Source organism: Streptomyces sp. MMS24-W38, assembly GCF_059889265.1.
On sequence record NZ_JCBCPP010000001.1, the window covers coordinates 5,891,566 to 5,912,917 of the forward strand.

The 21,352-nt window shown below is 72.6% G+C and carries 17 protein-coding genes and 2 pseudogenes; 12 read left to right on the forward strand and 7 right to left on the reverse strand.

Annotation, left to right across the window (positions count from 1 at the left end):
• Positions 1-8: 8 nt before the first annotated feature.
• The 6 genes and pseudogenes from AC6F7H_RS25840 to AC6F7H_RS25865 form a co-directional block, all read left to right on the forward strand.
• Entirely contained in the window at positions 9-1,454 is a 1,446-nt protein-coding gene (locus AC6F7H_RS25840) for a V-type ATP synthase subunit B (RefSeq protein WP_500759383.1), read from the forward strand.
• A complete protein-coding gene (locus AC6F7H_RS25845; RefSeq protein ID WP_500759385.1) occupies positions 1,451-2,089 on the forward strand; it encodes a V-type ATP synthase subunit D in 639 nt (212 codons plus the stop codon). Before AC6F7H_RS25840 ends, AC6F7H_RS25845 begins: the two co-directional genes overlap by 4 nt.
• A gap of 131 nt (positions 2,090-2,220) precedes the next feature.
• A complete protein-coding gene (locus tag AC6F7H_RS25850) occupies positions 2,221-2,895 on the forward strand; it encodes a CBS domain-containing protein (protein ID WP_500759386.1) in 675 nt (224 codons plus the stop codon).
• A 192-nt stretch (positions 2,896-3,087) separates the two neighbouring features.
• Positions 3,088-4,773 (forward strand): NAD(P)H-dependent oxidoreductase subunit E, encoded by a 1,686-nt coding sequence (locus AC6F7H_RS25855; RefSeq protein ID WP_500759387.1) that lies wholly within the window; start codon positions 3,088-3,090, stop codon positions 4,771-4,773.
• Complete coding sequence (gene fdhF / locus AC6F7H_RS25860) at positions 4,770-7,451, forward strand: formate dehydrogenase subunit alpha (protein ID WP_500759389.1); 2,682 nt, start codon at positions 4,770-4,772, stop codon at positions 7,449-7,451. Before AC6F7H_RS25855 ends, fdhF begins: the two co-directional genes overlap by 4 nt.
• 105 nt (positions 7,452-7,556) lie before the next feature.
• Positions 7,557-7,739 (forward strand): annotated as a pseudogene (locus AC6F7H_RS25865) (hypothetical protein); the annotation flags it as partial.
• Positions 7,740-7,983: 244 nt separating this feature from the next.
• Here AC6F7H_RS25865 and AC6F7H_RS25870 read toward each other — a convergent pair.
• Both AC6F7H_RS25870 and AC6F7H_RS25875 read right to left on the reverse strand, forming a co-directional pair.
• Positions 7,984-8,589, reverse strand: a complete 606-nt coding sequence (locus tag AC6F7H_RS25870; protein ID WP_500759390.1) for an Rv1733c family protein — start codon at positions 8,587-8,589, stop codon at positions 7,984-7,986.
• 97 nt (positions 8,590-8,686) lie between these two features.
• Positions 8,687-9,541: a universal stress protein gene (locus tag AC6F7H_RS25875; RefSeq protein ID WP_500762056.1), complete on the reverse strand. Its 855-nt coding sequence runs from the start codon at positions 9,539-9,541 to the stop codon at positions 8,687-8,689.
• Between the two features lie 191 nt (positions 9,542-9,732).
• Between AC6F7H_RS25875 and AC6F7H_RS25880 the strand changes: the two are divergent.
• A pseudogene (locus AC6F7H_RS25880) lies at positions 9,733-10,609 on the forward strand (universal stress protein); the annotation flags it as partial.
• Between the two features lie 96 nt (positions 10,610-10,705).
• Complete coding sequence (locus AC6F7H_RS25885) at positions 10,706-11,752, forward strand: alcohol dehydrogenase catalytic domain-containing protein (RefSeq protein ID WP_500762058.1); 1,047 nt, start codon at positions 10,706-10,708, stop codon at positions 11,750-11,752.
• 39 nt (positions 11,753-11,791) lie between these two features.
• Here the strand turns inward: AC6F7H_RS25885 and AC6F7H_RS25890 are convergent, their stop codons facing one another.
• From AC6F7H_RS25890 to acsA, 5 genes are read right to left on the reverse strand one after another with little or no spacing between them, the layout of a single operon-like run.
• Positions 11,792-12,037 carry an acyl carrier protein gene (locus AC6F7H_RS25890; RefSeq protein ID WP_500759391.1) on the reverse strand — a complete coding sequence of 82 codons (246 nt, stop codon included), beginning with the start codon at positions 12,035-12,037 and terminating at the stop codon, positions 11,792-11,794.
• Positions 12,034-13,428, reverse strand: a complete 1,395-nt coding sequence (locus tag AC6F7H_RS25895) for a dihydrolipoamide acetyltransferase family protein (RefSeq protein ID WP_500759393.1) — start codon at positions 13,426-13,428, stop codon at positions 12,034-12,036. The genes AC6F7H_RS25890 and AC6F7H_RS25895 overlap by 4 nt, the downstream gene beginning before the upstream one ends.
• Before the next feature lie 2 nt (positions 13,429-13,430).
• Positions 13,431-14,426 (reverse strand): alpha-ketoacid dehydrogenase subunit beta, encoded by a 996-nt coding sequence (locus tag AC6F7H_RS25900; RefSeq protein ID WP_500759395.1) that lies wholly within the window; start codon positions 14,424-14,426, stop codon positions 13,431-13,433.
• Positions 14,423-15,520: a pyruvate dehydrogenase (acetyl-transferring) E1 component subunit alpha gene (gene pdhA / locus AC6F7H_RS25905; protein ID WP_500759398.1), complete on the reverse strand. Its 1,098-nt coding sequence runs from the start codon at positions 15,518-15,520 to the stop codon at positions 14,423-14,425. The genes AC6F7H_RS25900 and pdhA overlap by 4 nt, the downstream gene beginning before the upstream one ends.
• Positions 15,517-17,307, reverse strand: coding sequence for an acetate--CoA ligase (acsA, locus tag AC6F7H_RS25910; RefSeq protein WP_500759399.1), 1,791 nt, complete (start codon positions 17,305-17,307; stop codon positions 15,517-15,519). The genes pdhA and acsA overlap by 4 nt, the downstream gene beginning before the upstream one ends.
• Before the next feature lie 499 nt (positions 17,308-17,806).
• Between acsA and AC6F7H_RS25915 the strand changes: the two genes are divergently transcribed.
• From AC6F7H_RS25915 to AC6F7H_RS25930, 4 genes are all read left to right on the forward strand, one after another.
• Entirely contained in the window at positions 17,807-18,685 is an 879-nt protein-coding gene (locus tag AC6F7H_RS25915) for a universal stress protein (protein WP_500759401.1), read from the forward strand.
• 135 nt (positions 18,686-18,820) lie between these two features.
• Positions 18,821-19,699, forward strand: coding sequence for a universal stress protein (locus AC6F7H_RS25920; RefSeq protein WP_500759402.1), 879 nt, complete (start codon positions 18,821-18,823; stop codon positions 19,697-19,699).
• Between the two features lie 27 nt (positions 19,700-19,726).
• Positions 19,727-20,005 (forward strand): SHOCT domain-containing protein, encoded by a 279-nt coding sequence (locus AC6F7H_RS25925; protein ID WP_500759404.1) that lies wholly within the window; start codon positions 19,727-19,729, stop codon positions 20,003-20,005.
• Positions 20,006-20,457: 452 nt separating this feature from the next.
• On the forward strand, positions 20,458-21,330 hold the full coding sequence (locus AC6F7H_RS25930) for a universal stress protein (protein ID WP_500762060.1): 873 nt from the start codon (positions 20,458-20,460) through the stop codon (positions 21,328-21,330).
• Positions 21,331-21,352: the final 22 nt, after the last annotated feature.

Sequence of the window (21,352 nt, forward strand, 5' to 3'; positions counted from 1 at the left end):
GACCGGCCGTGACCCTGTGGGGCGATGTCGAGTACACGGCCGTCCGCGAACTGCGCGGTCCGCTCGCCGTCCTCGAAGGGGTCGAAGGTGTCGGCTACGACGAGTTCGCCCGGATCACGCTGGAGAGCGGCGAACAGCGGCACGGACTCGTCCTGGAAGTGGACCGGGACCTCGCCGTGGTGCAGGTCCTGGAGGACACCACCGGCATGGACCCGCGAGGCACCCGCGTGGCTTTCACCGGAGGGCCGCTGCGCATTCCGGTCGGTCCCGCCTGGCTGGGCCGGGTCTGCAACGGGCGCGGCGAGCCGGTCGACGGAGGGCCTCCGGTCTTCGGACGGAGCAGCGCCCCCGTGGGCGGCGACCCCCTCAATCCCGTACGGCGTGAGCCTCCGTCCGAACCGGTCCTCACCGGTGTCGGCGTGGTCGACGCGCTGACCACCCTGGTGCGCGGGCAGAAGCTCCCGGTGTTCTCCGCCGCCGGACTGCCCCATCTGGAACTGGCGGCCCAGATCGCGGCCCAGGCCACCGCCGCCGGCGAGCCGTTCAGTGTGGTCTTCGCCGGCATGGGGCTCACCCACCCGGACGCCTCCTTCGTCCGGGACGCACTGGAGGAGCGCTCCGCCACCGGCGACCTCGTGCTGCTGCTCAACACCGCCGACGACCCCGTCATCGAACGGATCCTCACCCCGCGCCTCGCCCTGACCATCGCCGAGGACCTCGCCTTCACCGGCGGGCGGCACGTCCTCGTCGTCATGTCCGACATGACCAGCTACGCGGAGGCCCTGCGCGAGGTCTCGGCGGCGCGCGGCGAGGTCCCGGCCCGCCGTGCCTACCCCGGCTACCTCTACAGCGACCTCGCCTCTCTCTACGAGCGCTGCGGCCGGCTCCGCGGCCTGCCCGGCTCGGTGACCGTCCTGCCCGCACTGACCATGCCCGCCGGTGACATCACCCACCCCGTTCCGGACCTGACCGGCTACATCACCGAGGGCCAGATCGTCCTCTCCCGCGAGACGCACGCCTTGGGCGTGTACCCGCCCGTGGACGCCCTTTCCTCGCTGTCCCGCCTGATGCGCAAGGGGGCAGGGCCGGGCCGCACCCGCGCCGACCACCTCGACGTCGCCGCGCAACTCCTGGCATCCCTCGCCCGGGCCCGGCAGGTCCGTGAACTCGCCGACCTGGTCGGCCGGCCGGCGCTGAGCCCGGCCGACCGCCGCCATCTGGTCTTCGAGGAGGCGTTCCTGCGCGATTTCGTGAACCAGCCGAGCGACGCGTCGCGGCCCCTGGAGCAGACACTGGAGGACGCCTGGCAGGTGCTGTCGACGCTGACGCGCAGCCAACTCTCCATGCTGCCCGCCGCCCTGCTCGACGAACACGGCGCGCGGGAGGTTCCGGGAGACCACGACGAAAGATCCGATACGCCCAGGGAAAAAAGGGAAAAGGGGACGCTCCCATGACGGCCCCGTCCCGGGTCCCGCCCTCACGCGCCGGGCGCCTGCATCTGCGGCACCGTCTGACGGTCGCCCGCCGGGGCGCCGACCTCCTCGAACAGAAGCTGCGCATCCTGCGTGCCCGCCACGAGTTCCTGCGCCGCGCAGAGGAGAGCGGTGCCCGCCGCTGGCACGACAGTGCGGAGAAAGCAGAGACATGGCTGCTGAGAGCAGTCCTGCTCGGCGGCGAACCGGTGCTCGGCGGCGCGGCCGTCGGGGTCGGCCCGGCGAGCATCACGGTCGTCGAAACCGTCACCATGGGGGTTCGCCACCCGTCCGAGGTCACCTGCTCCGTGCCCGACCGAACGCCCACCTCGGCCCCGCCCGCCAACACCGCCCTGATCCACGCGGAGGCCGCCTTCCGTGAGGCACTGCGAGCGGCAGCCGAGTACGCCGTCGTCCGGGCGGCCAGGAGGGCCGTCGAGGCCGAACTGACGCGTACCCGCCGACGTGCCCGAGCCCTGCGACGACACTGGATACCCCGCCTCGAGTCAGCGCTCGCCCGCGTCGAACTCGCCCTGGAGCAGGCCGAGCACGAGGACGCGGTGAGGCGCCGCTGGGCGGCTCGTACCCGGGAGGGCGGCAGAGGGGACGGTGAGTGAGAAGGACCGCGACGGCCGGGCCTGGCTCGCACGGTCGTCCCCGTTTCCCCACAATGGTGCTGTAACCGGGGCAACCCGGCAGGGGTGCCGTATCCGAGCAGTCGGACCGCCAACCGGAACGGAGAGGCGACATGCACCACCGCACGGTCGCAGAGCTCATGACCCGGAACGTGGTCCGGGCACCGCGTGACATGCCGTTCAAGGAAATCGTCAGACTGCTGGAGGACAACGACATCACCGCCGTACCGGTGGTGGACGAACTGGACCGGCCCATGGGCGTGGTGTCCGAGGCCGATCTGCTGCGCAAGTCGTCCGCCCAGCCCGACCCGTCCGGACAGACGCCGATCCCGCACCTCGAGGCGTGGGAGCGGGCCAAGGCCGAGGGCACTCGGGCGGAGGAACTCATGTCCTCCCCTGCCGTGTGCGCACGTCCCGAGTGGACCGTGGTCGAGGCGGCCCGCCTCATGGCGGTGCAGAACGTCAAGCGACTGCCCGTGGTGGACGAGACCGACCGGCTTCAGGGCATCGTCAGCCGGAGCGACCTGCTCCGGATCTTCCTGCGCCGCGACGACGCCATCCACGACGAGATCACCGGGGACGTCCTGCGGCGGACGCTGGGCCCTGCCGCCGAGCAGGTCACGGTCGAGGTGCACGAGGGGAGGGTGACCCTCGGCGGGTCCGTCGAGGTCAAGATGATGATCCCTGTCATCGAGCGGCTGTGCCGGAGTGTCGACGGCGTGGTGTCGGTCTCCGAGCACATCGTGTACCGGACGGACGACTCCCGACGCTTCCCCACCGGGGCGTAGCCTGCGACCCGCCCGTGGATCACGTGTCGGCGTGCCGACCGGTCCGGGTCCCCCGTTTCGGTGGACCAGGTGCCGTACGACTTCGACCGAGGCGCCGCGCGCGATGTACCGGCACCCCGGCGCCCCCGGAGCGGACGTGAGCAGTCCGCAGCCCGGATGGTGGCGCCGTAGGACTGCCGCCACCATGAAGTCATGGCTGCCATTCGTCCCGTCGGCCGTTTCGACGCCTTCCGGGCTCTCTTTGAGCGGCGTGGAAGAGCCGGTGAGCTGCTGGTCGAGCGTCTGGCCCACACCAGGGGGAGGTCGGTGGACGGCCCCGAGAGCTGGGCCCCGGCGGTCGCCGCCGACCTGGGCCTGCCTGCCGCCGCCGCACTCGGACCGGCCGCCTACTACGCGGACCTCGTCGCCCCGCACGGGCGCCGTCACGTCCGGGTCTGTTCGGCGGCGGCGTGCTTCGCGGCGCGGTCAGGACGGCATCTCACCCAGGTGGAGCAGGAACTGGGTGTCGCCGTGGACACCGCTTCACCGGACGGAGGGACATCGCTGCAGGCCGTCCGCTGTCTGGGGTACTGCTACGCCGGACCCGCCGCGCTCGACGGGGCCACGCCCTGCACGGGTCCGGCGCTCGCCGCCCAACTGGCAGGACGCGAGCCGCGGTCGGCTCCTGAGATCCCGGTGGCCGACGACACCGGGGACCCCGTGCTACTGGCAGGGGCGGTCGCCGGTGAGGCGGCGTGGCAGGTGTGGCCGGGGACCGTGACGGCCGGTCGTCCCGACCAGGTCCATGAAGAGGTGGCCGCCTCCGGGCTGCGGGGACGCGGGGGAGCGGGCTTTTGGGTGGCGGCGAAATGGGAGGCGGCCGGCCGGGCGCCCGGCACCGTGGTGGTGGCCAACGGAGACGAAGGGGACCCGGGGTCGTACGCCGACCGGCTGCTGATGGAGGCCGACCCGAGGCGGGTGCTGGAGGGCCTGGCACTGGCCTGCTTCGCCTGTGGCGCCCGCCGGGGCGTGGTGCTGGTGCGCTCGGAGTATCCGCGCGCACTGGCACGGATGCGGGAAGCGGTCGAGGAAGCCTACGCCGCGGGGCACTTCGGCCCTTCCGTGCACGGCACGGACACGGTCCTGGACGTCAAGGTGGTGCAGGGCGCCGGATCGTACGTCGCCGGTGAGGAGACCGCGCTGATCGCGAGCCTGGAAGGGGACCGGGGCTGCGCCCGACCGCGCCCGCCGTACCCGACCGCGCGCGGACTGTGGGATGCGCCGACCGTGGTGAACAACGTGGAGACCCTGGCGGCCGTCCCGTGGATCGTGACCCGGGGCGGCGACGTGTACGCCCGGCGCGGCACGCCGGAAGAGACCGGCACGAAACTGGTCTGCCTCTCGGAGCGGTTCGCCCGGCCGGGGGCGTACGAGGTCGAGATGGGCACCTCGCTGCTGCGGATCGTCACCGAGCTGGGCGGCGGCCTGAAGGACGGCAGCGAGTTGACCGCCGTCCAGGTGGGCGGCCCCCTGGGCGGTTTCCTCGCCCCTGACGCGCTGGAGGTGCCGCTCACCACGGCCGACCTCGCCGCCCGCGGCGCCGCTCTGGGCCACGCCGGACTGGTCGCCTTCGACCAGCACGTGGCGCCGCAGGACGTGCTGCGGCATGTGTGGGAGTTCGCGGCGGCGGAGAGCTGCGGCGCCTGCTCCCCCTGCCGCGTGGGCTCGGGCCGTGGTCTGGAGCTGGCCTTGGCCGGCACACCGCCCGGTGCCGAGTGGGGACGGCTCGCACGGGTGCTGGCCGAGGCGAGCCTGTGCGCTTTCGGTCGGCGCATACCGCCCGCCGTGCACAGCCTCGCCCGCGTCTACGGCCACCGACTGGCGGGATGGGAGCCATGACCGGAATCGAGATGCAGGTCGACGGCACGAGCACCGTCGTTCCCGATGGGGCGTCCCTGCTCGCGGCGGTACGGGCGGCCGGCGCCGAGCTTCCTGCGCTGTGCTCCGACGAGCGGCTCAGCCCGGCCGGCTCCTGCCGCACCTGCCTCGTACGCGCCGACGGGCAGATCGTGGCGGCCTGTGTGACCCCGGCCGCCTCCGGTGTCCATGTCGAGACCACGACTGATGCACTCCGGCAACTGCGCCGGGAGGCGGTGGAAGTCATCGCCTCGACTCTGCCGCCCCGTGCCCTTGCCGACGGCAACCCCAGTGAACTGGCCGAGGTCTGCCGGTCGATGGGCATCGGCCCCGACACGGCACAGGGCGCCGGAGGCCGGGGCGGGGACGACTCGCACCCCTACGTCCATCTGGACCGGGACCTGTGCATCGCCTGCGGCCGGTGCGTCCGCATGTGCGCCGAGGTGCAGGGCACCTTCGCCCTGACCCTGGTCGGCCGGGGCGCAGGCACCGTGGTCGCACCCGGCACCGGCGGGCCCTGGGCGGAGTCGGACTGTGTGGCCTGCGGCGGCTGCGTCGACACCTGCCCCACCGGGGCGCTCACCGAACCCGGCCCGGCGCGCGGGCTCACCTCCGCCCACCGGCCGCCGGCGACCCGGACGACGTGCGGATACTGCGGTGTCGGCTGCGCCCTGGACGTCGCCACGACCGGCGGCGAGGTCACGGCCGTACTGCCCGCCCGCGACGGCCCGGTCAACCAGGGCCACGCCTGCGTCAAGGGCCGCTTCGCCCACGGTTATCTCACCTCCTCCGAACGGCTCACCCGGCCCCTGCTGCGACGAGACGGCCGCCTGGAGCCCGTCGGCTGGGACGAGGCGCTCGACCATGTCGCCCGAGGGCTGCGCGCGGCCGTCGCGGCCGGTGGTCCGGACGCCGTGGCGGCGATCTCCTCGGCCCGCGCCACCAACGAGGAGAACTATCTCGTCCAGAAGTTCATGCGGGTCGTCATCGGTACCAACAACGTCGACAACTGCTCCCGCCTGTGCCACTCCCCGTCCGCCGCCGGCCTGACCGCCTCCTTCGGCCTGTCCGGCGGCACCGACAGCTTCGACGACGTGGAGCGGTCCGACTGCCTGCTGGTCGTGGGGGCCAATCCTGTCGAGGCCCACCCGGTGGTCGGGGCGCGGCTGCTGCGGCGCGTGCTGCACGGGGCCGCGCTGGTGGTCGCCGATCCGCGCGCCGTGGGGCTCGCCGTGCACGCCGACGTGCATCTGCGGCCCCGGCCCGGCACCAACGTGGCGCTCTTCCACGGGCTCGCCCACGTCCTGCTCGCCGAAGGCATGACCGACGAGGCGTTCCTGCGGGAGCGGGCCACCGGTCTGCCGGGGCTCACCGAGTTGCTGGCCGACTACCCCCCGGACCGGGTCGCGGACATCACCGGTGTGCCCGCCGCCGACCTGATCGCCGCCGCCCGGCTCTACGGCGGGGCCCGAAGTCCCGCGATCGTCTACGGCCTGGGGGTGACCGAGCACCTGCACGGCACGGACGGGGTGCGGACACTGGCCAACCTCGCGATCCTGCGCGGCGCCGTGGGCACCGACAGAGGACTCGGGGTCAACCCGCTGCGCGGGCAGAACAACGTCCAGGGCGCCTCCGACATGGGCGCGCTGCCCGACCTCCTGCCCGGCTACGGCAAGGTGACCGACCCGGCGGCGCGGGGCAGGGCCGAGGCGGTGTGGGGCGCCCCCGTGCCCGAGCGGCCCGGACTGAGGATCCCGGGCATGTTCGCCGCCGCGCGGGCGGGGCGGCTGCGGGCGCTGTGGGTCATCGGGGAGGACGTGTGCGCCACCGACCCCGATGCGAACAAAGTGGCCGAGGCTCTGGAGGCATGCCCCCTCGTGGTGTGCAGCGAGCTGTTCCTGTCCGAGACCGCCCGCCGCGCCGACGTGGTGCTGCCCGTCGCGTCCTGGCTGGAGAAGGACGGCACCTTCGTCAACTTCGACCGCCGGTTCCAGCGGGTTCGCCCCGCCGTGCCCCCGCCGGGAGAGGCACGCAGCGACTTCGACGTCGTGCAGGCCCTCGCCTCGGCGATGGGCGTCGACCTCGGCTGTCCGACACCGGCCGTGGCCCTGGCCGAGTGCGGCCGCATCGCCCCCGTCTTCGCCGGCCTGTCCCACGACCGGCTGGACCGGGAAGGCGCCGTGCCGTGGCCCTGCCGGGACCCCGGCCGCCCCGGTGAGGCGAAGCTCTACCGGGATCGGTTCGCCACCACCGACGGCCGTGCCCACCTGGCCGCGGCGCCCTATCTCCCGCCGGGTGAACACCCCGACGACGACTACCCGCTGGTCCTGGTCACCGGACGCCGCTGGGCGCACTACAACTCCGGCAGCATGACCCGGCGCGGCGCCCACCTCGCCCTCGACCCCGTCGACTTCCTCGACCTCCACCCCGGCGACGCCCACCGCTACGCCGTGTGCGACGGCGAACCGGTCACGGTGGAAAGCCGGCACGGCAGGGCCCGCCTCATCGCCCGGATCGGCGAGCAGACCGCGCCCGGCCAGGCCTTCTGCTCCTTCCACTTCCCCGCGAGCGGGGTCAACCGCCTCACCTCCGGCCACGCCGACACCGTCACGTCCTGCCCCGAGTACAAGGTCACGGCGGTCCGCGTGGTCGCCTCGTGACAGAGCAAGGAAGCCGGACGCCCCGTAACAGGTACGGGGATTCCCCTGCGGACGGCAGGGAGTGGGGACGGCGAACCGACGACCCTTGGCACCATGGACGCGCCCATGGCCCAGACCCCGCCGACCGGGGAGGTCTTCGCCGCGCTGGACACCTCTCGGCGAGGGCGGACCTCGGCGGCGCTGCAGGCTCGTCCGGGCCCCGACGAACTTCCCTCCGCGCACCGCAGACGGCTGTGGCGGGATCTGGCCGGTCGGTTCACCGACCTGTTCGCCGTCGTCCTGCTCGTTGCCTCCGCGATCACTTTTCTGGCCTACGGGCTTCAGGAACCGCGAGACGTCGGCACGCCGCAACTCGCCGCGGCGATCCTGTGTGTGGTGGTGCTGAACGCCGCCGTCGGCTTCGCCCAGGAGTACTCCGCGGAGCGGACGGCCGAGCCGTTGCAGGCGATGATCAGTCACATCTGCCGGGTTCGGTGGTCGTCGCAGCGGACATCAGCGCCACCTTCTCGGTCCCGTTCCGTCCGCCCGAACGTCACCGGCGGAATCGGCCGGTCCACATGGGCTCCACCAGATCCCACTCGGTGTCCCACTGCGCGTACCTCCTCCGGTCCAGCACGTGGCGCATTCCTGCCCGCGTCACGAAGGCCCCGGTCGCCACACTGATCACCGCCATGCCTCCCACGAACCAGCCGTTGGTCACGGCCTGGGGCTTGGTCAGCGGCGGCCCGGTGACGGTTCCGCCCCGGTCCACCCATACCCGCACGGTGGCGCCCTTGGACGTATCCGGCTTCACGAGGGCGGTCACCGTCCGTACCGTGCCCCTGCTGTCGGTCCAGCGGACCTGCGCCTGCGCCTTCACCGTCTGGCCGACGTCCTCGGAGATCGACATCACCCGGGCACTGACCTGCTGCCGCTCGGCCGACTGGGCCTGCACCGTGCGCATCGACGACTCGTACGCCGCCCTGCCCGCGACGACTCCCGCCAACGGCAGTCCGACGACAAGGACGATCATCAGCACGCGACGCAACCAGAACTCGACCCGGTCCGACGCGCGGATCAGGGGGTTCCGCCCCCGGGGGGCCTCACCCCGGCGTGGTGGCAGCGGGCCGGACGCGTGCGGGGAATGTGGGGTACTCATCGTCGGGCCTCCAGCGGATCGCCGGCTGCTTCGCTTTCCACCGTCGAACGGCGGCGGGCCTCGGGCACAGGGCCGAAGGTCCCTGGTGGACGGTTCTTCAGGCCATGGGGGCCGGCCCCCGGCGCGGTTCCCTCCGACGCGCCGGTACGAGCGCGACCGGACACGGTGCGTGATGGAGCAGGGCGTGGTTGATAAGGCCGAGTTGCAGGCCGGAACGGGCCTGCCGTTCACCGGCACCGACAACGAGCAGATCCGCTTGCGCCGCAGCCTCCAACAGCGCCCGCCGCGCCGAGCCCTCGACCACCCGGTGCGTCACGTCGGTCTCCGGGTACTGCTTCTCAGGGTTGCGCAGAGTGTCGTCGAGCACCTGGGCCGGCGGGCGACGGTGGGCCTCGAGGGCGTACCACGGCCCGGGCAGAGGTTCGGAGAGTGCGCCGAGCGGCGCGCTCCAGGCGTGGACCGCTACGAGTCCGCAGCGCCGCACATGAGCCTCGCGGATGGCGAACCCCACGGCCGTGTCGCTTCCCTCACCGTCCTCGACCCCCACGACGACGCTCCCGAACCGGCCGGCCCGGTTCTCCTGTGAGCCACGCACGACGATGACCGGGCAGTCCGCCCGCGCCGCCACGGCGAGGCTGACCGAACCCAGGAGCAGCCCGGTGAGTTCCCCGAGCCCTCTGGACCCGAGCACCAGCGCGAAGGCCTTGCCTCCCTCGCAGACCAGGGCGGAGGCCGCGTCGTCGCGCAGCACCTCACTCGACAGCCGCACGCCGGCGGCGCCCCTCCCGGCCCGTTCCGAGGCGGCGGCGATCAGGCCGGAGGCGTCCTGGCCCGGCGCCGCCGCGTGCAGCAGGTGGAGCGGCACCGCGTGCCGGGCCGCCTCGCCGACCGCCCAGTCCACCGCCTCCAGGCTCGACTCCGACCCGTCGACCCCGACCACCAGGGGAATCATCACGGCCACACCTCATCCCATGCCGGACTCCACCCTGCGAGCCCCGACCCACATCGGGTCCGCATGCGCCGCAGAAGGGTTTGCGGTGACTCTCGAATGAGTGGCAGGCACTGCGCGGTCTGCCGACGCTTCCGGAGGGGCGACCCCGGGCATCGTCATGTCCAGTTTCTTACGGGACGGAGGCAGGCGCCATGGAGCCTGTGATCACCGTCGGTCTCGACGGCTCACCCGAGAGCCTTGCCGCCGCCCGTTGGGCCGCGGACGAGGCCGAGCACCGCAAACTGACGCCGCGCCTGCTGCACGCGTGGCCCATGCTCGCGCCGGAACCCACCAAGGTGCCCTCCGAGATCGACCAGAACTACTGGGCGAAGCGGCTGGTGCACAACGCACAGACGGAACTCCGAAGGACTCCAAAGGCGCCACCCCGGTCTCGCCGTCGTCGGCAGTCCGGTCGCCGACGAGGCCCGGGACGCGCTGCTGCACGCGGCCTCGGAGTCCGAGGTGACCGTGCTCGGTTCACGGGGGCTGGAGCTCGTCGAGAGCTACTTCCTCGGCGACATCAGCATGTCCGTCGTGGCACGGGCCGAGCGACCGGTGGTCCCGGTCCGTGCCGAATCCCGTGCGGAAACACCACTGGCCGCACCGGGTGGGACAGGCGATGCCGCGGCCGCGCTGAAGCTGCACGGTCCCTGCGACAACCTGCTCGGGTTCGCCTTCGCCACCGCCGCCGCGCGCGGCGTGCCCTTGCGTGCCGTGCACGGCCGGGCCCTGCCCGTGCACGCCTACGTTCCCTGGGGGGTGGACCACGACATCGCCGAAGGGATCACGCAGGACGCGAGGAAGCAGCTGGACCAGGTCCTCCGCCCCTGGCTCGAGAAGTTCCCGCGGGTGGAGGTGACCGACGGCATCGGGCTGGAAAGCCCCGCCAGGGCGGTCCTGCGGTCCGCCGGGAACGCCGGACTGCTGGGCGTCGGCCGGCACCGCCGCGTCCCGGCATCTCGTCCGGGCCCCGTCGCGCAGGCGGCCGTCCCTCACCCGCGCTGCCCTGTCGCCGCCGTCCCCCATGACCGAGCCGGACGATCCGGGGCGGTGCGGGCGTTCCGTGTTGCCGGGGAGTCCGTCCGGGGTGACGGTGGACAGGAGACGGCGAGGGAGGGAGCGGGCATGCGAGGACTCGTCTACCACGGTCCTGCACAGACCTCCTGGGACACGGTGCCGGACCCCGTGCTCGAGGCCGACACCGACGCGATCGTCCGCGTCGACGCGACCACCGTCTGCGGAAGCGACCTGCACATCCGGCGGGGCGAGCTCCCCGAGGTGAAACCGGGCACGGTCCTCGGCCACGAGGCCGTCGGCGAGGTGGTGGACACCGGCAGCGGCGTGCACACCCGGCGCCCCGGACAACAGGTGATCGTGTCGTCCGTCTCGGCCTGCGCCCACTGCCCGCCCTGCCGCGACACCCTGTACGGACAGTGCCGCGGCGGCGGCGGGTGGATCCTGGGCAACACGATCCACGGCACGCAGGCCGAGTTCGTCCGCGTCCCCTTCGCCGACCACTCCACGCACCGGCGCCCCCCGAACCTCCCGCTGGACGAGGCGGTCCTGCTCGCCGAGCTGCTGCCCACCGCCTACGAGGTCGGGGTGCGCAACGGACACGTGGGCCCGGGAGACACCGTCGTCGTCATCGGCGCGGGCCCGGTGGGGCTGGCCGCCGTCATCATCGCCCGGCTCTACGCACCGCGCCGGATCGTCGCGGTGGACCTGTCCCACCCCCGGCTGGCCGCCGCCGCCCGGATGGGCGCCGACGCCGCCGAACTGCCCGGACGGATGGTGGCCGAACTGTCCGAGGGGCCCGGGGCCGACGTGGTCATCGAGGCCGCGGGCGACCCGGACGGCTTCCTCCTGGCGACCCGCGTGGTGCGCGCGGGAGGGCACATCGCCAACATCGGCACGCACGGCAAGCCGGCCACCCTGCACCTGGAGGCCCTGTGGCGCAAGAACGTGACGATCAGCACCGGGCAGGTCGACACCTTCTCCACGCCGTGGCTGCTCGACCTGTTGGCCTTCGAACGCCTGGCGGTCTCCCCACTCGTCACCCACCGGTTCCGCCTCGACCGGATGGAGGACGCCTACGAGGTCTTCGCGCACGGCCCGGACACCGGCGCCCTCAAGGTCGTGCTGCACCGCGAACCGCCGAAACCACCCCGGTAACCGATCCATCGGTTCGCCCCGGACCGACGAGGACACCTCTCACTTCACCTGGGCGACGAGGAAGTCGGCACTGCCGGCCAGCGTGGTGAGCTGTGGCGTGTCCTCGTCGTCGATACGAATGCCGGTCCGTTCGCCCAGAATCTCGATGTAGGTCAGGAAGTCCAGCGAATCCATCTCGAGCGCGTCCCGAAACGCCTCGTCGGGACCCAGCGTGGCCAGGTCGGCGTCGGGAACGACCTGGATGATCGAATCCTTGACCGCGTTCAGCGCGTCGGTTCGGTTCACAGCTTCTCCGGGTTCTGCAAGAGACGGTCGAGCGTTGTCAGATAGCGGGCCCCGACGGCGCCGTCCGTCGCCCGGTGGTCCGCCGAGAGGGTGGCCGTGACAACGGGACGTACGCCCAGCAGGCCCTCGACGGCGCACGGCCGGTCGACCACCCGCCCGAAGCCGACCAGGGCCACCTGTGGCGGATAAATCACGCCGAACACGGTTTCCACGCCCTGGTCGCCGAGGTCGGTGACCGTGATCGTGGCGTCGGACACTTCGGAACCGCGCAGCCTGCCCGTACGGGCGCGTGACACCAGGTCTTTCAAGGCAGCCATCAGCTCGGGCAGTTCAAGGATGTCGGCTCGGTGCAGGGTGGGGGCGACGAGCCCCCCGCCACGCAGGGACACCGCCACACCGAGATGGACGTCCTGACCAGCGGTGAAGTGGTCGTCGGTCCAGAAGCCGTTGAGCTCGGGCACCTCGTGTGCCGCGAGGGCGGCGGCCTTGAGCAGCAGGGCCGCCGGAAGCAGCCGGTCGGACATCGGACTGCGCCGGTTGTGGTCGTGCAGCCAGTCCATCGCGGCGGCCATGTCGACGGTGGTGGACAGGTAGTAGTGCGGGATGTCCCGGTTGGCGCGGGTCATCAGGTGTGCGATCACCCGGCGCATGCCCGATGCCTGATCCTCGGGAGGGCGGGAAGCACGCACAGCAGCGGTGGTCCGGCGCGGCGGTGGGGGCGCGGCAGCATGTCCGGAGGCCGCCCTGCTCACGTCCCCGGCGCGGATGGCGGAATCCTTGCCGGTGCCGGTCACCGAGGACAGATCTACCCCCAGCTCGGCGGCGCGCCGGCGGGCGAGGGGGGTGGCCCGTATGCGCGAGGGCTCAGCAGCGGGCGTGGCTGTCGCTGCCCGCTCGATGTCGGCCCGGGTGACACGTCCTGCCGGCCCGGAGCCGTCCAGGGCCGCGAGATCGACGCCGCTCTGCTCCGCGAGGTGCCGGATCAACGGGCCTGCCTCGACGCGTCCGCGGTCGCGGTCCCGCTTCTCGAGCGGCACCGGCGTGCGGGCGGGGGCGGGCTCGGAGGTCCCGGCAGGCCTCGCGTGCTCAGGGGAGGACGGGGCCTGTGGTTTCCCCCGGGCCCTTTGGGCTTTCCCCGGTTCTCCGCGCTCTTCTGCCGCCGGCTCGATCAGCGCGAGCGGCGTGCCCACCGGTACCGTCGTGCCCGGTTCGACGAGCAGCCGTCCCATCGCTCCGCTCTCGAAGCACTCCACCTCGATCGTGGACTTCGCGGTTTCGACGACCGCGACCGGGTCGCCTCTGCGGATGAGGTCACCGGGCCCCACCAACCATTCCACCAGCGTGCCCTCGTCCATGTCGGCGCCGAGTGACGGCATGGTGAACTCGCCCATGATCAGTCCACCGCCCGGTGTGCGGCCGCGACGATGTCGGCGGTCTGTGGCAGGGCGGCCTCCTCCAGCAGCCGGGCGTACGGAATGGGCACCTCGGCGCTGCACACCCGCTCGACGGGGGCGTCCAGGTCGTAGAACGACTCCTCGGCGATGCGGGCGGACACCTCGGCGGCGAGACTCCCCGTGCGCCATGCCTCGTCGACGATCACCGCACGGTGGGTACGGGTCACGGACGCGGCGACGGTCGCGCCGTCGAGGGGCCGCAGCGTGCGCAGGTCGATCACCTCGGCGTCGATGCCCTCGGCGGCCAGCTCGTCCGCCGCTGCGAGCGCCTTGGGCAGCGAACCGCCGTACGTGATCAGGGAGATGTCGGTGCCGGGCCTGCGGATCACCGCGTGGTCCAGACCCACGGGGGCGGCCGTCGGGGCGAGTTCGCCGGAGGTGTTGTAGAGGCTGCCGTGCTCGAAGACCACCACCGGGTCGGGGTCGGCGAGCGCGGGGGCGAGCATGTGGCGTGCGTCCTCGAGCGTGGCCGGGGCGAGCACGCGGATGCCGGGAATGTGTGCGTAGAAGCCTTCCAGGCTGTGCGAGTGCTGCGCCGCGAGTTGTCGTCCCGCGCCCGTCGTCATACGGATGACCAGCGGCACGGGCAGCTGACCGCCCGACATGTGCAGCAAGGTGGCCGCGTTGTTGAGGATCTGGTCGAGGGCGAGCAGGCTGAAGTTGACGGTCATGATTTCGACGATGGGCCGCATACCGGCCAGAGCGGCGCCGATGCCGGCGCCCACGAACGCGGACTCCGAGAGCGGGGTGTCGCGAACGCGGTCCGGTCCGAACTCCTCCAGGAGCCCGAGGCTGACGCCGAAACAGCCGCCGTACCTGCCCACGTCCTCGCCCATGAGGAAGACCCGGTCGTCGGAGCGCAGGGCTCCCCGCAGGGCCTCGCGCATCGCCTCCCGGTACGTCGTCCTCGCCCCCTCCGCCCCGACCGGGCTCACGGTCGGCTCACCTCCTCGGCCGAGGTACTGGTGACATGGCGGAGCAGGTCCTCGACCGGCTCCTCGGGTGCCTGCTCGGCCGCTTCCACGGCGCGGTCGATCTCGTCGGTGATCCGCTGCTCGATCCGGGTGAGTTCTTCGTCGCTCAGCTCGTCGTTGTCGCGCATACGGTCCGCCAGCCGGTCGATCGGGTCCCGGGACTTCCACTCCTCGACCTCCGCCTTCTTGCGGTAGCGGTCCGGGTCGTACATGGAGTGGGCGCGGAACCGGTAAGTGCGCAGTTCCAGGAAGTGCGGTCCGGTGCCCGCCCTGATGCCCTCGACGGCCCGCCGGGCGGCCTGTTCGACGGCCTCGACGTCCATGCCGTCCACGGCCCAGGCGGGCATGCCGTAGGAGGCGGCGCGCATCGCCAGGTCGGTCTGGGCGTGCTCGCGCGTGAGCGCCGTTCCCATGGCGTACAGGTTGTTCTCGCAGACCAGTAGCAGGGGCAGATTCCACAGGGCGGCGAGGTTCGCCGTCTCGTGGAACTCGCCCTCGGCGAAGGCTCCGTCGCCGAAGAAGCAGCAGGTGACGCGGGGCATGTCGCGCATCCGGTCGGCGAGGGCGAGACCGGCGGCCAGGGGAAGACCACCGGCGACGATCGCGCTGCCGCCGTAGAAGCGGCGGCTCGCGTCGAACAGGTGCATGGATCCGCCCCGGCCGCCGCTGCAGCCGGTCGCCTTGCCGTACATCTCGGACATGACGGCCTCGGCCGTGAGGCCGCGGGCCAGCGCGTGGCCGTGTTCGCGGTAGGTGGAGACGACCGCGTCCTCGGGGGTCAACGCCTCGTTGACGCCGACGGCGACGGCCTCCTCGCCGATGTAGAGGTGGACGAAGCCACGGATCTTCGCGGCGCTGTACAACTCGACGCATCGCTCCTCGAAGCGCCGGATGCGCAGCATGACCGTCAGCAGGTCCGTTCGACGCCGGACATCCGCCCGGCCGACCGGTGGGGGTCCGGTGTCCGCCTTCCGCTTGGCCGTCGCGGTCTTCCTGCCGGGCTTCGGGGGCGCCGAGTCCTCGCGGGTGCGGGTGGTGGGTCGGGCCGCGCTCATGCGGATCCCTCCAAGGACGACAAGTCACCGGTGGGCAGGCCGAGTTCTCGTGCACGCAACAGTCGACGCATGACCTTGCCGCTGCGGGTCCTGGGCAGGTTCTGGTCGAACGCGATCTGCCTGGGGGCGACGGCAGGGCCCAGCCGCCGACGGGCGAAGCCCAGCAACTCGCGCTCCAGATCAGGGGAGGGTTCCACACCTGGGCGCAGCGACACGAAGGCCTTGACGACGTTCCCGGCGACGGGGTCCGGCCGTCCGATCACTCCGGCCTCCGCGACCGCCGAGTGCTCCATCAGCGCGCTCTCCACCTCGAACGGGCCGATCAGATGCCCCGCCGATTTGATCACGTCGTCGGCGCGTCCCACGAACCAGTACCAGCCGTCCGCGTCCCGTCGCACCAGGTCGCCGGTCAGATACCAGCCGTCGGTGAAGGCGGCGTCGTAGCGCTCCTTGTCGTGCAGATAGCCGCGGAACATCGACGGCCAGCCGGGGCGCAGCGCCAGCTCACCCTCTTCGCCGGGGCTCCGCACCTCCGTGACCCGGCCGCCGGTGACCAGCGCCCGGCCGTCCTCGCCGGTCCTCAGCACGGTCGCCTCGACGCCGGGCAGCGGGCGGCCCATCGAGCCGGGCCGGATGTCGCAGGCCGCATAGTTCGCGATCATGATGCAGCCGGTCTCCGTCTGCCACCAGTTGTCGTGCACCGGCAGGCCCAGCACGTCCCGGCCCCATACGACGGCCTCGGGGTTGAGGGGTTCCCCGACGGAGGCGATGAGGCGCAGGGCCGAGAGATCGTAGGAGCGCGGCAGGTCGTACGGGCCCTGACGTGGTGTCGCACGCATGAGCATGCGCAGCGCGGTGGGCGCCGTGTACCAGACGGTGACCCGCTGCTCGCCGAGGATCCGGTACCAGCGGCGGGCGTCGTAGTCGCCCTCGTCGACGACCACCGTCACGCCGTGCACCAGCGGGGCGATGATGCCGTACGACATGCCGGTGACCCAGCCGGGATCGGCGGTGCACCAGTACACGTCCCCGGGGTGCAGATCGAGCGCGTACGCGGCCGTGGCGTGGTGGGCGACCACTGCCTCGTGGACATGGACCGCGCCTTTGGGAGTGCCTGTGGTGCCGCTGGTGAAGTGCAGCAGCGCCATGTCTTCGGGCGAGGTCGGCGGGATCGTGAAGGTGTCCGAGGCGGCGGACATCAGCGCGTCGAAGGAGACGGCGCCGGGCAGGTCATCGGCGTCCGGCCCGACGATCAGGACGTGCTCCAGGTCGGACAGCGAGTGCCGGCGGTCGGCCACCTTCTTCCGATAGAGGGCCGCCGTGGTCACGAGAACCCGGGCGTCGCCGAGACACAGCCGCTGCTCCACCGGGTCGGGGCCGAACGCGGAGAACAGCGGGCAGAGCACGCTGGTGTTCTTCAGCGTGCCCAGCACCGTGGTGTAGAGCTCGGGGCAGCGGCCGAGCAGCGTGAACACCCGGTCGCCGTGGCCGACGCCGAGTGTCCGCAGCACGTTCGCGAAGCGGGCCGTGCGCCGGGCCAGCTCGGCGTACGCGACATCGGTGACGGAGTTGTCCCGGGCGATGCACCGCAGCGCGATCTTGTCCGCCTGGTCCGAGGTCGCATGCCGGTCCACCGCCTCGTGCGCGATGTTCAGCCCGCCGCCGGGCAACCCGGCCAGCGCGGTGCGCGCCTGAGCCCAGGTGAACGTCGAGCGGGCCCGTTCGTAGTCGGTGAGACGGGGCGGAACGACCGGTGCGGTGTCCTTGTGGATCGTTTCCCAGTCCATGGGTGCTCCTCGCGGCACTGCCCTAGATCTCCAGGGTCGCGGAGCATTGCGCCGGTCGCACGTCGGCCCACGTGGAGCACCCGGACCAATGGACGAGCGGCATCTGTCGGCCTCGATGGAGCCGAGGGCCGCCCGCTTCTTGCGGGCCCTCATTGCACGGTGCGCGGTCTCGCTCCGCTCCTCCGTGTCTTGTGTGGCCCTCGGCTCATTTCCATGACACCGCTGCCCGCCCGCCGGCTGTAGGGCCGGACGGCCCCGACCGAGAGGGCCGGCCGGTCCTCTCGGCGGAGAGTAGGGCCGGCCGGATCCGCTCAGGGACCAACGGCACCTCCGACTACGGGCTGAGGGCGCCGAGAGTGGAATCACACCCAACCGGGAGGTCCATGATGTTTCCCACCGTCACCCTCGGTTCGGACGGCTCGTGCGAAAGCCTCGCCGCTGCCGATCGGGCCGCCCGTGAGGCCGCCCTGCGGCAGTGTGAAGAAAGGCGGCGGGCACCATGACTCAATCGCCCTTGGTCGTGGGCGTCGACGGATCGGATCACAGCCTCCTGGCGGTCGACTGGGCCGTGGACGAGGCGGCCCGGCACAAGGTGCCGCTGCGGCTGGTGCACGCCTCCCTCTGGGAGCGCTACGAAGGCACCGTTCCCCCGGTCGGCGGACAAAGGCCCCTGACGAGTGTGCCGTCCGAGCACATTGTCGCGTCCGCCGCCGAACGCGCCCGCCGGCGCGACCCCGAGGTCAGGGTCTCCACGGCGATCTTTCCCGAGGAAGCGGCACACGCCCTTGTGCGCGAGGGTGACAACGCCTCGTTCCTGGTGACCGGGTCACGCGGCCGGGGCGAGCTGAAGGAACTGCTTCTCGGCTCGGTCGGCCTGGCCGTAGCGGCGCGGGCGCGCTGTCCGGTGATCGTCGTGCGAGGCGATACGGCCGGACTGGCCGGCGCCCACGAGCGGATCCTTCTCGGCGCGGGGGACCCCGGCGCGAGCGGTCAGGCCGTGGACTTCGCCTTCCGTGAGGCCGAGGCACGCGGGTGCGTCCTGGACGTCGTACGCGCCTGGCGCTGTCCCGCCCACGAGACCACCCACCACCCGGCACGCGCCGGGGAACCGGCGTGTCACCACGAGGAGCAGGCCTTTGCCCTGCTCGGCGAGCTGCTGCGCGACGCGATCGCCGCCCACCCGGGCGTCCGGGTGCGCCGGGCCACGGTCGAAGGCCCGGCCTCGAAGGTCCTCGTGCTCCGGTCGGCCGCCGCCGATCTGGCGGTCGTCGGTGCCCGGCGCCGTCAGGGGCCCCTCGGTCTCCAGCTCGGCCGGGCGAGCCACACCCTGCTGCACCACGCCCGGTGCCCGGTCGCGGTCGTGCCGCAACGGGTGTGACGGAGCAACCGTCCCGTCCGCCGCTCCCGGCGGGGCCCGACGGCCCCCGGGTGAGGACCGGCCGGCCCCTGCGCACGCGCTGCCGCCGGGGGACGCTGGGAGCGAGGAGAAGGCCCTGCTCTGGAGGTGCATGTCATGGTGTCACCCGTTGTCGTCGGCGTCGACGGTTCTGCCGAAAGCCTGGCAGCCGCCGAGTGGGCGGCCCACGAGGCCGTGCGCCGCGGGCGGGCCCTGCGGCTGCTGCACGCGCGCAACTGGCACCCGCGCCAGGACCGAACGGAGATCACGCACGCGGGCGAGCGGCACCTGGCGCGGCGCGTCCTGCGGGAGGCCACGGCACGCGTCCGCGCCGCGTGCCCCGAGGTGCCGCTGTACGACAAGCAGGTCGCGGGTCCGGCGACCGCCGCCCTGGCGAGGGCGGCAGGCGACGCCGATCTGCTGGTGCTGGGCTCGCGCGGGCTGGGTCGCCTCAGCGGACTGGTCGTGGGGTCGGTCGCGCTCGGCGTCGTGGCCAGGGCCACGCGGCCCGTCGTCCTCGTACGGGCCGGCACGGCCGGGGAGGAAGCGGACACGGAGAGCACCGGTCGGCGGGAGGTGGTCCTCGGCATCGACGTCACGGAACCGTGCGGCGAGGTGCTCGCGTTCGCCTTCGAGGCGGCCCGCCTGCGGCACGCCCGGCTGAGGGTCCTGCACGCCTGGCGCGCGCCCGACCTGCTCACCCTGGGTCCCGGCGAAGTCGGCCTGGCGGGCGGTCCGCAGCGGGCCGAGGAATGGCTGGGCTTCCTGTCCGCCGTGCTCCAGGTGTGGCGCGAGAAGTACCCCGAGGTCGAGGTGCTGGAGACGGTGGTGGAGGGCAAGCAGTCCGGCGCCCTGCTGAAGGCGGCGTCCGGGGCCGGACTGCTGGTCGTCGGCCACCGGCTCACCGACCGGTCGAAGGCCCCGTGCATCGGTCCGGTCACCCACGCCGTGATCCACCGCGTCGGCTGCCCGGTGGCGATCGTGCCGCACGACTGACAGGACGCTGGGAGGAAGTGGTCCGTGATGACGTACTGGAACGGGCACGGCATGAACGGCTGGGGCTGGTTCGCCATGTCACTGGGCACGGTCCTGTTCTGGGCGCTGCTGATCATCGTCGGGGTGCTCGTCGTCCGGGCCCTCGGCCGGGCTCCCGGTCCTCCGCACCCGCCCGTCGGCCGCCCCGCCGCGGAACAGGTCCTCGCTGAGAGGTTCGCCCGCGGGGAGATCGACGAGGACGAGTACCGGCGCCGGCTGGCCGTCCTCCGAGGGGACGCCCCGCCTTCGGGCGGGCACTCGCCCTGATTCCTCTGGTGCTCTGATTCCTCTGGACCGGCCGACTCCTGCAGAAAGGGCGGTACCTGTCCATGCCCGTCGTCAGAGCACCCCCGGCCATGCCTCCGCTGTTGTGGGTCGACGTCGTCATGGACGGACCGCCCGCCACGGCACCGGACGTGGACCCCGCCCGCGACGACGCCGTGCGCCACCCGCCGCGCGGTCCCGGCGAACGCTGGGCCAAAACGGTCCACGCCCACGTGACGGTGGCCCGGTCAGCCGGTCACACCTGCCCTCTCCTCATCTCACGCGCGGCTGCGGCGGAGGTCGAGGGCGACGCATGCCCCGTGGCGGCGGCGTGCGCGTGCGAGGCGCAGACAAGCCCTCGGGAGCCGGGTCCGGAGGTCGCGGCGGGCCGTAGGCAGTGCGACGGTATGTCCAGGGAGTCTCGTGAGCGGCAGGACAGGAAGGTGGTGGTGGCCATGGAACTTCCGCTGGTGGTGGGGGTCGACGGTTCGGATCCCAGCCTCGCGGCGGTGGACTGGGCGGTGGAGGAGGCGGCGCGGCACGGGCTGCCTCTGCGGTTGGTCCATGCCTCGCTGTGGGAGCGGTACGAAGGCAGCGTCCCGTCCTTCGGACGTGAGCGTCCCGCCGAAGCCGTCCTTGCCCAACACATCGTCGCCTCCGGAGCCGAACGCGCCCGGCAGCGCCGCCCGGAGGTCAAGGTGTCGAGCGACGTGCTCCCCGACGATCCCGTGCCGGCGCTGCTGGCAGCCGGAAACGAGGCGTGGTCCCTGGTGGTGGGTTCCCGCGGGCGCGGCGGGCCGGCCGGGCTGATGCTGGGGTCGGTCGGTCTCGCGGTGGCCGCTCGCGCGATGTGCCCGGTCATCGTGGTCCGTGGCGGGGAACGGAACCGGCAGGGAGCCTTCGGACGGGTGGTGGTCGGGGTGGGCGGCCCGCCCCAGGGTCTGGGCGCGGTGCGGTTCGCCTTCCGCGAGGCCGAGGTGCGCGGCTCAGCCCTGGAGGCCGTGCGGGCCTGGCGCAGTGCGGCTCCCGAGCACGCGAACCCCCGGAACGCGGACGACGGCATGCCCGCGCCCGAGGAACGGGCGTCGGCCGGCCTCGCCGAGGCGTTGCGCGAAGCGGTACGGGAACACCCGGACGTCGACGTGCGCCGCAGACCGGTCGAAGGTCCCGCCCACAAGGCCCTTCTGGAGGCATCGGCCGAGGCCGACCTGATCGTCGTCGGAGCCCTGCGGCGGCACGGCCACTTCGGTCTCCAACTCGGCAGGGTCGCCCACACCTTGCTGCACCACGCCGAGTGCCCGGTCGCCGTCGTCCCGCAACGGGGCTGAGCCCGAGGGGGCGCTCCTGCAC

What these genes read in the sequence shown, in the direction of transcription:
- AC6F7H_RS25870 (WP_500759390.1), bottom strand. Translation starts at nt 8,589, where the DNA reads ATGAGTACCCCACATTCCCCGCACGCGTCCGGCCCGCTGCCACCACGC.
- AC6F7H_RS25850 (WP_500759386.1), top strand. Translation starts at nt 2,221, where the DNA reads ATGCACCACCGCACGGTCGCAGAGCTCATGACCCGGAACGTGGTCCGG.
- acsA (WP_500759399.1), bottom strand. Translation starts at nt 17,307, where the DNA reads ATGGACTGGGAAACGATCCACAAGGACACCGCACCGGTCGTTCCGCCC.
- AC6F7H_RS25930 (WP_500762060.1), top strand. Translation starts at nt 20,458, where the DNA reads ATGGAACTTCCGCTGGTGGTGGGGGTCGACGGTTCGGATCCCAGCCTC.
- pdhA (WP_500759398.1), bottom strand. Translation starts at nt 15,520, where the DNA reads ATGAGCGCGGCCCGACCCACCACCCGCACCCGCGAGGACTCGGCGCCC.
- AC6F7H_RS25915 (WP_500759401.1), top strand. Translation starts at nt 17,807, where the DNA reads ATGACTCAATCGCCCTTGGTCGTGGGCGTCGACGGATCGGATCACAGC.
- AC6F7H_RS25875 (WP_500762056.1), bottom strand. Translation starts at nt 9,541, where the DNA reads ATGATTCCCCTGGTGGTCGGGGTCGACGGGTCGGAGTCGAGCCTGGAG.
- AC6F7H_RS25920 (WP_500759402.1), top strand. Translation starts at nt 18,821, where the DNA reads ATGGTGTCACCCGTTGTCGTCGGCGTCGACGGTTCTGCCGAAAGCCTG.
- AC6F7H_RS25845 (WP_500759385.1), top strand. Translation starts at nt 1,451, where the DNA reads ATGACGGCCCCGTCCCGGGTCCCGCCCTCACGCGCCGGGCGCCTGCAT.
- AC6F7H_RS25895 (WP_500759393.1), bottom strand. Translation starts at nt 13,428, where the DNA reads ATGGGCGAGTTCACCATGCCGTCACTCGGCGCCGACATGGACGAGGGC.
- fdhF (WP_500759389.1), top strand. Translation starts at nt 4,770, where the DNA reads ATGACCGGAATCGAGATGCAGGTCGACGGCACGAGCACCGTCGTTCCC.
- AC6F7H_RS25885 (WP_500762058.1), top strand. Translation starts at nt 10,706, where the DNA reads ATGCGAGGACTCGTCTACCACGGTCCTGCACAGACCTCCTGGGACACG.
- AC6F7H_RS25855 (WP_500759387.1), top strand. Translation starts at nt 3,088, where the DNA reads ATGGCTGCCATTCGTCCCGTCGGCCGTTTCGACGCCTTCCGGGCTCTC.
- AC6F7H_RS25925 (WP_500759404.1), top strand. Translation starts at nt 19,727, where the DNA reads ATGACGTACTGGAACGGGCACGGCATGAACGGCTGGGGCTGGTTCGCC.